This window comes from Pseudomonadales bacterium, from assembly GCA_041395945.1.
Classification (GTDB): domain Bacteria; phylum Pseudomonadota; class Gammaproteobacteria; order Pseudomonadales; family Azotimanducaceae; genus SZUA-309.
This window is the reverse complement of the sequence record JAWKZN010000001.1, coordinates 554,862-568,132: the sequence shown is the minus strand read 5'-3', so window position 1 is coordinate 568,132 and position 13,271 is coordinate 554,862. Positions and strand designations below refer to the sequence as shown.

The 13,271-nt window shown below is 58.5% G+C and carries 15 protein-coding genes; 10 read left to right on the top strand and 5 right to left on the bottom strand.

From position 1 onward, the window contains the following. The first annotated feature begins 44 nt into the window (after window positions 1-44). Genes R3E82_02715 through gdhA form a run of 6 tightly spaced genes read left to right on the top strand, consistent with a single transcriptional unit; the run spans window position 45 to window position 5,007 of the window. Window positions 45-632 (top strand): SCO family protein, encoded by a 588-nt coding sequence (locus R3E82_02715; GenBank protein MEZ5549781.1) that lies wholly within the window; start codon window positions 45-47, stop codon window positions 630-632. A 5-nt stretch (window positions 633-637) separates the two neighbouring features. After that, the gene (locus R3E82_02710; GenBank protein ID MEZ5549780.1) at window positions 638-2,029 is read left to right on the top strand and encodes a cbb3-type cytochrome c oxidase subunit I; all 1,392 of its coding nucleotides are present in this window, start codon (window positions 638-640) and stop codon (window positions 2,027-2,029) included. Further along, the gene (locus R3E82_02705; protein ID MEZ5549779.1) at window positions 2,026-2,595 is read left to right on the top strand and encodes a cbb3-type cytochrome c oxidase subunit II; all 570 of its coding nucleotides are present in this window, start codon (window positions 2,026-2,028) and stop codon (window positions 2,593-2,595) included. The genes R3E82_02710 and R3E82_02705 overlap by 4 nt, the downstream gene beginning before the upstream one ends. After that, window positions 2,592-2,825 carry a hypothetical protein gene (locus R3E82_02700; GenBank protein MEZ5549778.1) on the top strand — a complete coding sequence of 78 codons (234 nt, stop codon included), beginning with the start codon at window positions 2,592-2,594 and terminating at the stop codon, window positions 2,823-2,825. Before R3E82_02705 ends, R3E82_02700 begins: the two co-directional genes overlap by 4 nt. Beyond that, window positions 2,815-3,597, top strand: coding sequence for a cytochrome c (locus R3E82_02695; GenBank protein MEZ5549777.1), 783 nt, complete (start codon window positions 2,815-2,817; stop codon window positions 3,595-3,597). The genes R3E82_02700 and R3E82_02695 overlap by 11 nt, the downstream gene beginning before the upstream one ends. A gap of 57 nt (window positions 3,598-3,654) precedes the next feature. Further along, window positions 3,655-5,007, top strand: coding sequence for an NADP-specific glutamate dehydrogenase (gdhA, locus tag R3E82_02690; protein ID MEZ5549776.1), 1,353 nt, complete (start codon window positions 3,655-3,657; stop codon window positions 5,005-5,007). 143 nt (window positions 5,008-5,150) lie between these two features. On the opposite strand, the gene rnk (R3E82_02685) is transcribed toward gdhA, so the two are convergent. The 3 genes from rnk (R3E82_02685) to R3E82_02675 all read right to left on the bottom strand — a co-directional run bounded on the left by rnk (R3E82_02685) (window position 5,151) and on the right by R3E82_02675 (window position 8,508). Next, window positions 5,151-5,579, bottom strand: a complete 429-nt coding sequence (gene rnk / locus R3E82_02685) for a nucleoside diphosphate kinase regulator (protein MEZ5549775.1) — start codon at window positions 5,577-5,579, stop codon at window positions 5,151-5,153. Between the two features lie 67 nt (window positions 5,580-5,646). Next, window positions 5,647-6,057 carry a nucleoside diphosphate kinase regulator gene (gene rnk, locus R3E82_02680; GenBank protein MEZ5549774.1) on the bottom strand — a complete coding sequence of 137 codons (411 nt, stop codon included), beginning with the start codon at window positions 6,055-6,057 and terminating at the stop codon, window positions 5,647-5,649. Between the two features lie 69 nt (window positions 6,058-6,126). Further along, on the bottom strand, window positions 6,127-8,508 hold the full coding sequence (locus R3E82_02675; protein MEZ5549773.1) for a heavy metal translocating P-type ATPase: 2,382 nt from the start codon (window positions 8,506-8,508) through the stop codon (window positions 6,127-6,129). A gap of 174 nt (window positions 8,509-8,682) precedes the next feature. Between R3E82_02675 and R3E82_02670 the strand changes: the two genes are divergently transcribed. From R3E82_02670 to R3E82_02655, 4 genes are all read left to right on the top strand, one after another. Continuing rightward, entirely contained in the window at window positions 8,683-8,949 is a 267-nt protein-coding gene (locus tag R3E82_02670; protein MEZ5549772.1) for a metal-sensitive transcriptional regulator, read from the top strand. Window positions 8,950-9,099: 150 nt separating this feature from the next. Next, a complete protein-coding gene (locus tag R3E82_02665; protein ID MEZ5549771.1) occupies window positions 9,100-9,864 on the top strand; it encodes a GGDEF domain-containing protein in 765 nt (254 codons plus the stop codon). Between the two features lie 83 nt (window positions 9,865-9,947). Next, window positions 9,948-10,718 (top strand): SDR family NAD(P)-dependent oxidoreductase, encoded by a 771-nt coding sequence (locus tag R3E82_02660; GenBank protein ID MEZ5549770.1) that lies wholly within the window; start codon window positions 9,948-9,950, stop codon window positions 10,716-10,718. After that, a complete protein-coding gene (locus tag R3E82_02655) occupies window positions 10,718-12,667 on the top strand; it encodes an acetoacetate--CoA ligase (protein MEZ5549769.1) in 1,950 nt (649 codons plus the stop codon). The genes R3E82_02660 and R3E82_02655 overlap by 1 nt, the downstream gene beginning before the upstream one ends. A gap of 2 nt (window positions 12,668-12,669) precedes the next feature. Here R3E82_02655 and R3E82_02650 read toward each other — a convergent pair whose 3' ends face one another. Both R3E82_02650 and R3E82_02645 read right to left on the bottom strand, forming a co-directional pair. Then, window positions 12,670-12,990 carry a YbjQ family protein gene (locus R3E82_02650; protein MEZ5549768.1) on the bottom strand — a complete coding sequence of 107 codons (321 nt, stop codon included), beginning with the start codon at window positions 12,988-12,990 and terminating at the stop codon, window positions 12,670-12,672. Continuing rightward, on the bottom strand, window positions 12,987-13,256 hold the full coding sequence (locus R3E82_02645; GenBank protein ID MEZ5549767.1) for a hypothetical protein: 270 nt from the start codon (window positions 13,254-13,256) through the stop codon (window positions 12,987-12,989). Before R3E82_02645 ends, R3E82_02650 begins: the two co-directional genes overlap by 4 nt. Between the last annotated feature and the right edge of the window lie 15 nt (window positions 13,257-13,271).

Genomic DNA, 13,271 nt, shown 5'->3' with positions numbered 1-13,271 from the left:
GCTGCCGATAGCTGTCAGCCACATCACTTGCGCGTGCGGACGTGATGCAGAACCGCATCTGGAAGCGCGCTGCCGTGATGGGGCTGACGCTGCTCTGCGTTTCGACCGCATCGATCCTGTTTGCTCTGCTGCACCACGAAGACGGTAACAGATGGATTGCGTTCAACCTGACGGATCACAATGGCGTACCCAGAAGCGAACTGGACTTCAATGGCGAATACCTGCTCACTTTTTTCGGATTCACCAGCTGTCCCGCAGTCTGCCCAACGCAAATGGCCAACATCTCGAAAGCAATGGAGTTGCTGGAGCGGAAAGGAATCGATCGGCGCGTGACACCGGTATTCATTTCGGTGGATTCCGTCCGCGATGATCCCGCTACAGTCCAGCGATACCTGCAGAGATTTCATCCCAGCTTCGTAGGATTAACCGGAACCCGCCGTGCGATCGAAGCAGCAGCAGACTCATTCTCGGCTGTGTTCAGCGCCACTGAAACCAGGCCTGATCTCGCTGCCTACGAGGTTTCCCATTCGTCGTTCATGTATCTGGTTGGTCCCGATGGCCGAATCGTCGATTTCATTCCACCTTCGACACCGGCAGAAATAATCGCCGACAGGATCGGGGGGGCCCTGTAGAGCCCGTGGTTACAGCAGCAGGCACAGCGCTACCGGCAGGTCACGAAGCACAGACCAAGACTCTGGTTTTCCAGTTTCTGGCGGCTGCCACGCTGTGGCTGCTGGTCGGCACGGGATATGGCCTGCTTGCGGCGGTCAAGCTCTACTGGCCGGAAGTCCTCGAGTATCCGGTTTTCTCCTTCGGGCGGATCCGCCCCATACACACAAACACCGTGATGTTCGGCTGGTCCTCAATGGCACTGGCAGGACTCGCTTTGTACGTCATCAGTCGGACTTCAAAAATCCCCCTGTTTCGACCACAAATCGCGCGCGCCGGACTCATTGCCTGGAACCTCGCGATGGTGGCTGCGGTGATTACGCTCTCTCTGGGCATCAGCAGAGGACCTCAGGAATACAGAGAACTTCTGAGCCCCATCATGGGCCTGTATGCAGTGGGATTGATCTGCATTTTTTATACCTGTTACCAGACCATTTCCAGGAGAACCATTCCGGAAATCTACGTGTCGAACTGGTACATCATGGGTGCGTTCTGCTGGCTTGCAATCATTGTGACAATTGCATATCTGCCCTTCTATCAGCGTGGCATGGGCAACGTCGTGATACAGGGGTACTACATGCACAACGCGGTCGGCATGTGGTTCACACCGATGGTCCTGGGAATGACTTATTACGCGCTGCCGCGAATGCTGGGCAAACCGATCTATTCCTATGCGCTCGGTGTGCTGGCATTCTGGACCAGTATCCTTTTCTACACGTTGATCGGTGCACACCACTTCATTTTCAGCCCGGTTGCCTGGTGGGTGCAGACAACTGCCATCCTGTTCAGCGTCGGAATGATGGTTCCGGTGTGGGCAGGCTTCGGGAATTTCTTTCTGACTGCTCGTGGCTCCTGGCACAAAGTGCGACGCAGCTATCCGATTATTTTTCTGCTGGTAGGCGCATGGGGCTATGCCCTTTCATCGACTCAGGGAACCATAGAAGCCTTCCGCTCCGCTAATATCTACTGGCACTTTACCAACTTCACAGTTGGCCATTCGCATCTGGCCATGTACGGTTTCGTAGCCTTTGGAATCTGGGGTGCGATTTATGGTCTGGTGCCTCGCATCACGGGTCGGGGACCCTCAGAAGTGGCGATGGGCGTTCACTTCTGGATGGCGTTCATCGGAGGCAGTCTGTATGTGATCGCCATTTCGATTGCTGGAGTTCTGCAGGGCGCGTCATGGGTGGCCGGAGAGTCGTTCATCGCTTCTGTCGATGCCGCAGCACCCATGTGGATGTGGAGGGCTATCGGCGGTTTCCTCATGGTGGCCAGCCATCTGGTTTTCCTGATCAATCTGTGGTCGATGCGACCGCTTCAGGAAACGACGATGCAACCCCTCAGAGGCGTTAACGCATGACCCTTCACCAGAACCACCGCCTGCTGATCGGTCTGTCCGCGGGACTGTATCTGCTTTTGAGTATCGTGATCGCAGTGTTACCGGCTTTTGAAGCCCAGCGAGCCCAGGCGCTCCCAGGCATCGTAGTCCCGACGGACTCGGTCAGCCGGGGTCGGGATCTCTACCTGAAAGAAGGTTGTGGCGTGTGCCACACCCAGTTTGTGCGCAACCTGCCGCTAGATCGACCCTACGGTCGTGGATCCCATCCTGGTGACTACGCACTTGAGGACCCACCTCTGCTGGGGACACAACGAACCGGACCTGATCTCTCAAACATCGGCAAACGACAACCCTCCGAAGTCTGGAATCTGATCCACCTCTACAACCCCAGGGCTGTCGTATCGACTTCTGTGATGCCGGGCTATCCGTGGCTGTTCACCGAGAAGGAGCAGAAAAGCCAGAACGAACAGGTCGTACCAGTACCACCTGAATTCAATCCGCAGGGAAAGGTAATCGTCGCGACGACAGACGCTATCGACCTCGTTCACTATCTCCAGTCGCTTCAGCAGGCGGATGTCGTCGAATGATCGACTATCTGACCTATTACTTTGAACTCGCAATCGCTCTTTGCGGATTCGACGGTAGCGACGACTACGTTCTGTTCGGATGGTTCGCTGTCTCTCTCGCCGGGCTTGTCGTCGTCTATGCCTTCTATGAGGGAGTCTGCAGGACCCTCTGGCCCGGGGAGACGGATCCATCGCATATCAAGTATCAGATTCTCGACGAAACCGAAGTGGACTTCCCCGGTGCGAATTGAAGTTTATCTGGATGATGCCGAAGTGCCGATGCGGATTGTGACGCCGCCGGAGAAGTTCAAGCTGGACACGGAGGAGATGGCTGATGGGGAACACCGCCTCCGGTTGCGCGCGGTAGATGACCAGGGGCAGATAAGCCTGCGCATCATACCATTCACTGTCCATAACGGACCGGCAATCTCCGTACATGGGATCATCGACGGTGATGTAGTTTCCGGAAAAGTAGACCTGCTCGCAAACGCGTACGGCTCCAGGATCGGCGATGAGTTTGAACCCATCCGAATGGAAACACCTGTGCCTGTGCCTACCTGGGCCTGGGTGCTCTTTCTGATGGTGTTCGCATGGGGTGCCGGATACGTTTCTCTGGAACTGAGCAACCGGATCGATACCGTGCTCGTGCACCAGCCTCCGCAACCGGTGAGAGGGATCACGGCAGAGCCGGAAAACTCAGCCTGGCAGGCTCTGGGCAAGCAGGTGTACGGCAACAACTGTGCTTCCTGCCACCAGATAGACGGAACCGGTCTCCCGGGCGTGTTCCCGCCACTGGCAGGGAACCCCGCGGTCCTGGATGAGGATCCCTCAGCACATATCGGTGCAGTTCTACACGGAATTTCCGGAAAAGCCATCGACGGTGTCCGCTACGCTTCGCCGATGCCACCTTTTGCAGCCAGCCTGACCGATGAGGAAATTGCTGCAGTGTTGAATCACGAGCGTACTCAATGGGGAAATGACGCCGTGACCGTAACCGCCGAGGAAGTCGCACTATTGAGGTGACTGCCCCCCCTATCCGCCCCATAATCATGCACTCTTCTTACCTAGATAAGCCTAAGCATGAGTTATGTGCATGACACCCTGGCGGGCCTGAAACGCAGCAGCCCTGCCCAGGTCGAATTTTATCAGGCTGCTGAAGATGTTCTGGATTCTCTGCAGCCTCTGCTCGAGTCGGATCCTCGATTCGCGCGGCACGGAATTATCCAGCGCATCGTGGAACCCGAACGGCAGATCCTGTTCCGGGTAACCTGGATTGATGACAACGGTTGCGTGCAGGTAAACAAGGGCTATCGAGTACAGTTCAATTCGGCACTGGGACCCTACAAGGGCGGGCTGCGATTTCATCGCAGCGTCACGTCAGGAATCATCAAGTTCCTCGGTTTCGAACAGATCTTCAAAAATGCTCTGACGGGTCTGCCCATCGGCGGTGGCAAAGGCGGAGCCGATTTCGAGCCGAAAGGCCGATCCGAAGGGGAAATCATGCGCTTCTGTCAGGCATTTATGACGGAGCTGCACAAACACATCGGTCCGGTTATCGACGTACCCGCAGGGGACATCGGCGTAGGAACCCGCGAAATCGGTTTTCTGTATGGCCAGTATCGCCGGCTGGCTGGTCGATTCGATGGGGCAATCACAGGGAAAGGTTTGACCTGGGGTGGATCAAGGGGTCGCACCGAAGCTACCGGCTATGGCTGTGTCTATTTCGCCGACAGTATGCTGCACGACCGGGGTGCAGACCTCCAGGGAAGGACATGCCTTGTGTCCGGTGCTGGCAACGTCGCCATCTACACCATAGAAAAGCTGCTGGCTCTGGGAGCACTACCCATCACCTGTTCAGATTCCACCGGCACCATACATCATTCACGGGGTATCGATCCGGTCACTCTCAAAACTCTCAAACTGGATAAGCGGGTCTCTCTTGCAGGTTATGTTGATGACCATCCAGATGCCGAGTTCATTCCCATCGCGGATTACCCGGTCAACGGTCACGCTGTCTGGCGTTTTCCGGCAGATGTCGCCTTTCCCTGTGCGACTCAGAACGAACTGACAAAAGAAGATGCGGAGGCGCTCCTCTCGAACGGTGTCACTTGTGTCAGCGAAGGTGCAAACATGCCAAGCACACCCGAGGCGGTACGCCTCTTCCTCGAGGCGCAGATCGCATACGGGCCGGGAAAGGCTGCAAATGCCGGAGGGGTGGCGACGAGTCAGCTTGAGATGCAGCAGAACGCAGGCCTCACCCAGTGGAGTCTGGAAGACGTAGACAGGCAACTTCGCACAATCATGTCAGCCATCTATCAGCGTTCCAGCGCCACAGCGGCAGAATTCGGCCAACCCGGGAACCTTGTACTGGGTGCGAACATTGCGGGTTTCAGGCGAGTCGCCAATGCAATGATCGAGCAGGGGATAACGTGACTAAATCCTGAAGCCATCGAGACGAATCTCCTGAGAAAAGCCTCCGACACCAGGACTCACGCCTGGACATCAGCCGGCGTATGTACTACTCGAGCAGGAATCTGACTGGTCTCTTCAGGGAATGGCTGTCGATCAATCGCAGTTTACGAAGTCAGAGTTCCATCCGATTCCGGCTGGTGGACCACGCTGACAACCCGCAGTCTGAGTTGACGTCCGCCCGAAGCGGGCCACCTGATGAACTGCCCCACGGTCAACCCGAGTAGCGCACTTCCGACCGGCGCCAATATCGACACAGTACCTGGTTCGCCTGCCTGCTCCGGATAAACCAGCCTCAACTGATATGCCTTGTAGGCGCCTTCCTCCACGAATCGAACGACCGAATTCATGGTGACAACGTCCGTATCGATCTCCTCAGAACTTACGACGGCTGCCCGATCCAGTTCTGCCTGCAACATCTCACTGCCTGGCAAGTTCCGGAATGCTTCGGAACTCAACAGAGACTCCAGCGTTTTAAAATCCGGTTCGGTGATTGTAATCGGCGGGGGATTCGAGCGTGGCATGACTTCATCCATGTATCTCTCAGGGGCGATCATTGTGGAATGTACATCACCTTTGCGGTATCTGCTGTTCAGACGCTCTCTATCGCCGGAACTGGCTGGACCGCTCAGGTTGATCCACGACTTCTACGATACGCACCTGCAACATTCCGCCTCCCGGCCTGGGCCACTCGATGTGTTCACCGGTAGACAGACCCAACAGCGCACTGCCGACCGGGGCAAGTATCGAAATCTGTTCGGCACTGCCGTCCAGGTCTTTCGGGTACACCAGAGTCAGGCAGAACTCTTCTCCGGTATCAAGCGCGAAGCGTACCTTGCTGTTCATGGTTACCACATCCGGGGGAACTTCACGGGACCCGACCACCTTGGCACGATTGAGCTCTGTCTGCAGTTCGGCCTTCCCGGGAAAAGACCCCTCGGGCAGCTTATCAAGCAGTCTTTCCAGGTCATCCAGATCCTGTGAAGTCAATAAGATTTCTGGTCGCTTCTCCATCGAAACACCTCACTGGACAGATAAATTCAGCGGACAAACCACATCTTACACAACTACCGCGGACGCTCCTCAGATTTTCACCGACCCAAGCCGTAGGGAATTCGCGATAACCGACACCGACGACAGCGCCATCGCCGCGGCTGCAAACATCGGTGAAAGCAGATCGCCGGTGAATGGGTAGAGGATACCGGCTGCTATCGGCACTCCGGCGCTGTTGTAGGCAAAGGCGAAGAACAGATTCTGGCGGATGTTGCGCATCGTGAGTCGCGACATCCGCAGAGCCTTGACGATGCCCGTCAGGTCGCCGTGCAGCAGTGTTACTCCAGCACTTTCGATGGCGACGTCGGTACCACCGCCCATGGCCACGCCCACATCCGCTGCAGCCAGCGCCGGCGCATCGTTGACACCGTCCCCCGCCATGGCCACCACACGACCTTCGCTTTTCAGTCGCGCGATCACCTCGGATTTGTGTTCCGGCAGCACCTCGGCTTCCACTTCCGTGATGCCGAGCTTGCGCGCCACGGCTTCAGCCGTAGTACGGTTGTCCCCGGTGAGCATGACCAGGCGCAGGCCCTGTGCACGCAATGCTGCAAGTGCAGCGGGTGTCGACGCCTTCACCGGATCCGCGATGCCGATGACGCCGGCCACCCCGTTGTCGACGCTCACGTAGATCGCGGTGGCGCCATCGCGGCGCATTGCTTCGGCCCGGGCCTGCAGTGCTGCGACATCGACTTTCAGTTCGCTCATGTACCGCTCCGCACCCATCGCGACCTGCCTGCCTTCGACCCGCCCGATCACGCCCTTACCCGTCGGTGAATCGAACTCGGTGGCTTCCGCAAGGCGGATATCGCGAGCCTGGGCAGCTTCGACGATCGCCAGCGCCAGCGGGTGCTCACTCTGATTTTCCAGGCTCGCAGCCAGAAACAGCAGCTTTTCCGAATCGAAAGAACCCGCCGGTTCAATCGCCACCACCGCCGGTTTGCCGGCGGTCAGCGTGCCGGTCTTGTCGAGCACCAGCGTGTCGACCTTCTCAAAGCGCTCCAGCGCTTCGGCGTTTTTGATCAGTACGCCGGTACGCGCAGCACGCCCGACACCTGCCATGATCGACATGGGTGTGGCGAGACCCAGTGCACAGGGACAGGCGATGATCAGCACCGAGACGGCGGCAATGAGACCATAGGAAAGTGATGGCTCGGGACCGATCGCCCACCAGATGACAAAGGCGATCGCTGCGATGCCGATCACCGCAGGCACGAAGTAGCCGGACACCCGATCGGCCAGACGCTGAATGGGCGCGCGCGATCGCTGCGCGTCTGCAACCATCTGCACGATGCGCGACAGTATGGTGTCGAATCCGACCCGCTCCGCTTCGATCACCAGTGCGCCTGTCTGGTTGAGGGTGCCACCGATCACTCTGTTACCCGCCTCTCGGGTTACAGGCATGGACTCACCGGTGACCATGGATTCATCGATCGTCGAGCGGCCATCGATCACCAGGCCATCGACCGGAATCTTTTCCCCGGGCCGCACCCGCAGCCGGTCACCGACCGCTACATTCTCGAGTTCGACCTCCTCTTCGTTGCCATCGCGAATTCGTCGAGCAGTCTTTGGCGCGAGGTCGAGGAGCGCTCTGATGGCACCACCCGTACGCTCCCGGGCACGCAGTTCGAGTACCTGCCCCAGCAGTACCAGCACCGTGATGACCGCGGCCGGTTCAAAATACACAGCCACCAGGCCGTGCGCGTCTGAAAATGCGGAAGGAAAAATTCCCGGTGCCAGCGTCGCGACGATGCTGTATCCCCACGCCACCCCGGTACCCAGAGCGATCAGCGTGAACATGTTCAGATTGCGGGTTTGCAGCGAAACCCAGGCACGTTCGAAAAACGGCCAGCCGGCCCACAGCACGACGGGGGTCGCCAGCAGCAGTTGCGCCCAGGTGTTCCACAGCGGCGCAAGGACCCGGTCGATGCCCAGAAAGTGGCGGCCCATCTCCAGCGCCATCACCAGTGCTGCGAGCACAGCGCCCGCCCGGAAGCGCCGGCTCATGTCGATGAGCTCCAGATTGGGACCCGCATCCCGGCTCGGCATCATGGGTTCGAGTGCCATGCCACAGATCGGGCAGGCACCGGGTCCATCCTGCACGATCTCAGGGTCCATGGGACAGGTCCATTTGGTATTGGCCGGTAGATTTGCAGGGTCCACCGCAGACCCCGGGCCGGGGTGAGCGTGCCCGGGGGGTGTGCTGGCGCCTGCCTCATCTGCTGATAAATACCTGAGTGGATCAGCAACAAATTTTGCTCTGCAACCAGCGCTGCAGAATCTTACAGTCGCCCCCTGGTATACGAATCGATGAGGTGAGTCGACTTTCACTGTCATCCCGCATACTGGGTCAAGCACTGTGTCCGATACGCCCGGGTTCTCAGCCCGTGCGGCACCCTCTGCATCACTCATCGCCAACCTCCACAACAGGACCTGGATTTGAAAATACCCCTAAGGGGTATATTGGTCAACACCGCCAGAGAGTATTTCAATGTCAGCCCAGCGATCACCGCACCACCATGAATTGCAAATCCAGGGAGCTCAACATACCTTACGGGGGTATCGCTTCTGATAGAGGAGACGCAAGTGGATCCGACGACCTCGAAGAAAGTCACCAATGCACTCCGGCGCATTGAAGGTCAGGTGCGCGGCGTGCAGAAAATGATCGATGAAGACCGGTACTGCATCGACGTCGTCAATCAGGTGGACGCCATGCGCGCAGCCCTGACCCGGGTCAAGGCAGATCTGTTGCGCCAGCATCTGAAGCACTGCGTGCATACGGCCATGAATTCAAACCAGCGCAGCGAGCAGGATCGAGTCATCGAGGAACTGATCAACGTCTTCAAGCACTGATCCAGCGCGTCCTGCGTTCTTTCATCCCGGCCACCTGAACGTGACCGAAGTCACACAGCCGACCGCCGTTTTCCCGCACCATGCGGACGCAGACACGACAGCGGCAGGGAAGCTGGCCTCTTGCGAATAAGACTGAAAACAAATCGAGACATGTGGGCATTCTGTTTCTCGGTGACGCTCTTCTCCGTTATCGTGTCCCAGTGTGTGCTCTACTTTCTGTTTCTCCTGTTCGGCGACGCCGCATTCGGAAAATCGAACGCTTTCTACATCGGCGCGGTCGTCCCTGTGCTGGTCGCATTTCCTGTCACCTATCTGATGTCACGCATGGCCGTGCAGCTTTCCAGTGTCCACACGCAACTGCGACGCCTGGCAGACACGGATGAGCTCACTGGCCTGACCAATCGAAGGTCGTTTTTCTCCCAGGCCACCGAAGTCCTGCAGTCCTCCCGGGAGGATCTGAAGACATTGTCGCTGCTGGTGATCGACGCTGACTACTTCAAACAGCTCAATGACACCTATGGCCACGCAACCGGAGATGCGGCCCTGCAGTTCATCACTGAAAAGCTGCTGGATTGTGTCCGCAAAACAGATCTTGTGTGCCGACTGGGTGGAGAGGAATTCGCCATTCTGCTTCCCGACATGGCGGAAGCCCAGGCCGGCCGTCTGGCGAAACGCCTTCTCAAGGAGATATCCGGGACACCCATGGTCCACGACAGCCGCATCATCGAAATGTCAGTGAGTTGCGGAGTTGCCGACACAACCCAGCTGGGATACGACATCACCCGACTCTTCAAAGCCGCAGACGACGCCCTCTATGCGGCAAAGGACGCAGGCAGAAACCGGACGATCACCTATTCGGATTACGCGCTCGCCACCACGTCCACGTCCCACCACGGAAAAGCGGCTTCTGCCTGAGTGCCCGGCTCCCGCTCGCTCCACTGGTCTGTTCCGGCTTAAGCCTTTAGCATCCTCTCCAGCACTGCAAACGGGAGGAACGCGTGGATCTGTTTAATCTGGATGGAAAACATGTCATGGTCACCGGCGCCTCGTCCGGTCTGGGTCATCACTTTGCCGGTGTGCTCGCCGCTGCTGGTGCGAAAGTCAGTCTGGGTGCCCGCAGGCTCGATGCCATCCGTGCCAGAGCAGAAGAAATCAATACCACTGGCGGCAGAGCCATGGCGGCCACACTCGATGTCTGTGATCCGGACAGCGCCAGACGCTTTATCGACGCTGCGGAACAGGCGTTCGGGCCCATCCATGTGCTGATCAACAACGCAGGCATTCAGGCAGGCGCAAAAACCTACATGATGATCGATGAGGATGACTGGGATTCGGTCATCGACACCAACCTGAAGAGCGCCTGGATGCTCGCCAAACTCTTCACCGAGCGGGTCGTGGCCAACAAGGTCAGCGGCGGCAACATCATCAATATTTCCTCCATCACCGACACCCGGACCATCAAGGGCCAGTTCCCCTATGCCGTCTCCAAAGGTGGCGTGACCCGTATGACCGAAGTGCTGGCCCTCGAAGCCCCACGCTATGGGATCAGGGTCAACGCGCTGTCTCCAGGCTACATCCTCACCGATGTCAGTCGTGAACTGCTGGAAAGCGAACAGGCTCCGGAGTTTGTCAAGGGTATTCCCCTGCGTCGTTTCGGTAATTTCGAAGACCTCGACGGGCCGCTACTGCTGTTGGCTTCGGATGCCTCGCGTTACATGAACGGCTCGGTGGTGGTGGTTGATGGTGGTCATATCTGCGCATCGCTCTGATGTCAGCCACCGAAGCACCGGAACCCCTGTGGCAACCATCGCCTGAGCAGATTGCCCGCACGCAACTCACCGGATTTACCCGATTCGTCGAGCAGCGTATCGGCAGATCCTTCGCCAGCTATGCGGCCCTGCACCAGTGGTCGATCGATGACCCCGGCAGTTTCTGGACACTCGTCTGGGAGTTCACAGGGGTACGTGCTTCCTCAAAAGCCGCTGTTGCAGTGACCGGGCTCGATCAGTTTCCCGGTGCCCGGTGGTTTCCAGGCGCGCGCCTGAACTTCGCTGAAAATCTGTTGTGGCAGGAGAATGCGCACATCGCACTGATCGCGCACACAGAGGGCGGAGAACGGCGCAGCCTCAGCTACGGCGACCTGCGTCGGCGGGTAGCCGCACTGGCTGCGTACATGAAGCAACTGGGCATCGCACCGGGCGATCGGGTCGCCGGATGGCTGCCGAACGTGCCGGAAGCGGTAATCGCCATGCTGGCGACCGCCAGTATCGGTGCGGTCTGGTCTTCCTGCTCTCCGGATTTCGGTGCGGACGGCGCGCTGGATCGCTTCGGTCAGATCGAGCCGCGTCTGCTGATCGCCTGCGACGGCTATATCTACAACGGTCAGCCTTTTGTGATCCGCGCCAGAGTCGAGGCAGTCGCCGCCTCGGTAGCTTCCATCGAGCAGATTCTCTGGGTAGCGGTGCTGGGTCAATGCCCTTCGGCTGCAATCCGCTTCGACAGCGTCACAAACGCCACTACACACTCACTCGAATTCGTGCCTCGCGCCTTCGACGACCCGCTCTACATTCTCTACTCGTCCGGCACCACGGGAAAACCCAAGTGCATCGTGCACGGTGTCGGCGGCACACTGCTTCAGCATCTCAAGGAGCATCGTCTGCATGTCGATCTGCACCCTGAGGATGTGCTCTTCTACTTCACCACCTGCGGCTGGATGATGTGGAACTGGCTGGTCAGCGGACTGGCCTCGGGCTGCACTCTGGTGCTCTACGAAGGCTCACCCTTTCAGCCAGGCGCGGCCACGCTATTCGATCTGATTGAGCAGGATCGGATAAGCGTCTTCGGAGTGAGTGCGAAGTATCTGTCTTCGGTGGAGAAAGCCGGCTACTTCCCTGCCGAGCACCACGACCTTTCCAGTCTGCGCACGCTGCTGTCAACCGGTTCACCCCTCCTCCACGAAAGCTACGGATTTGTTTACGAACACATCAGGCCCGACCTGCATCTGGCTTCAATCTCCGGAGGTACTGACCTTATATCCTGCTTTGTGCTCGGCAATCCCAACCTCCCGGTCTGGCCGGGTGAAATCCAGTCGGCCGGTCTCGGCATGGCCGTTGAAGTCTGGGACGACGACGGAGTGCGGCTGCAGCAGGGCAAGGGCGAACTGGTCTGCACCCGGCCTTTCCCCTCCTGCCCTGTCGGATTCTGGCAGGACCCGAATCGGGAGAAATTCTTAAGCGCCTATTTCGAACGGTTTCCCGGCGTGTGGGCTCACGGGGATTTCGCAGAGCACACCATCCACGACGGCTACATCATCCACGGACGCAGCGACGCCGTACTGAATCCGGGTGGTGTGCGGATCGGCACCGCGGAAATCTACCGGCTGGTCGAACAGTTCACCGCCGTGAAAGAAGCTGTCTGCGTGGGCCAGGAATGGCAGGGAGACATCCGAGTTGTGCTGTTTGTGGTCATGCAGCCGGGTTACACCCTCGATGACACACTCAGCAGAAAGATTGCCGCTCGCATCCGTGAGCAGGCGTCACCGCGCCACACGCCCGCCAGGATTCTGGAAGTCGCAGACATACCCCGGACGCTCAGCGGAAAAATCGTGGAAATCGCCGTGCGCGACACCATTCACGGTCGCACCGTGCGCAATACCGCCGCGCTCGCCAATCCCGAAGCGCTGGAACTGTTCCGGGATCTGGAGGCGCTGCGCAGCTGAATTCAGCGCTTCTGAATCTTCACCGCCGTGCCGTAGGCCAGCAGTTCGGCAGCACCCTGCATTACCGGCGAGGTTGCAAAACGCATGGCAACGATGGCATCCGCGCCGAGACGCTCGGCCTCCCGGATCATCCGATCCAGCGACTGCTCCCGGGCTTCGGCCAGCATCTTGGTGTATTCACCGATTTCGCCACCCACCAGGTTGCGCAATCCGGCCAGGATGTCCTTGCCCAGATGCCGCGCCCGGATCGTGTTGCCCCTGACCATCCCCAGCGTGGCAGTAATGGTGTATTCAGCAAGCTCGTCCTGGGTAGTGAGAATCATTGGTCCACCTTGTCTGCGTAATGATCGTCTTCGCTGTTCGCCAGCCGTTCCTTGATGACTTTGATGAACAGCGCGCCTATGCCAACGATGGCAATCAGACCCACAATGCCGACGGGGCCCACCGCCAGAATACCGACGAACATGGCCGCCAGGTAACAGAGCGCCACCAGCGCGAGACAGGTGTAACCGATCTTTTCAAAACCGTCCATGGCGCTCTCCGGAATGGCTACCCGGCGGATGTTGCGTTCATCGAGTTCCGGTTGCAAGCCGCACACCGCCGG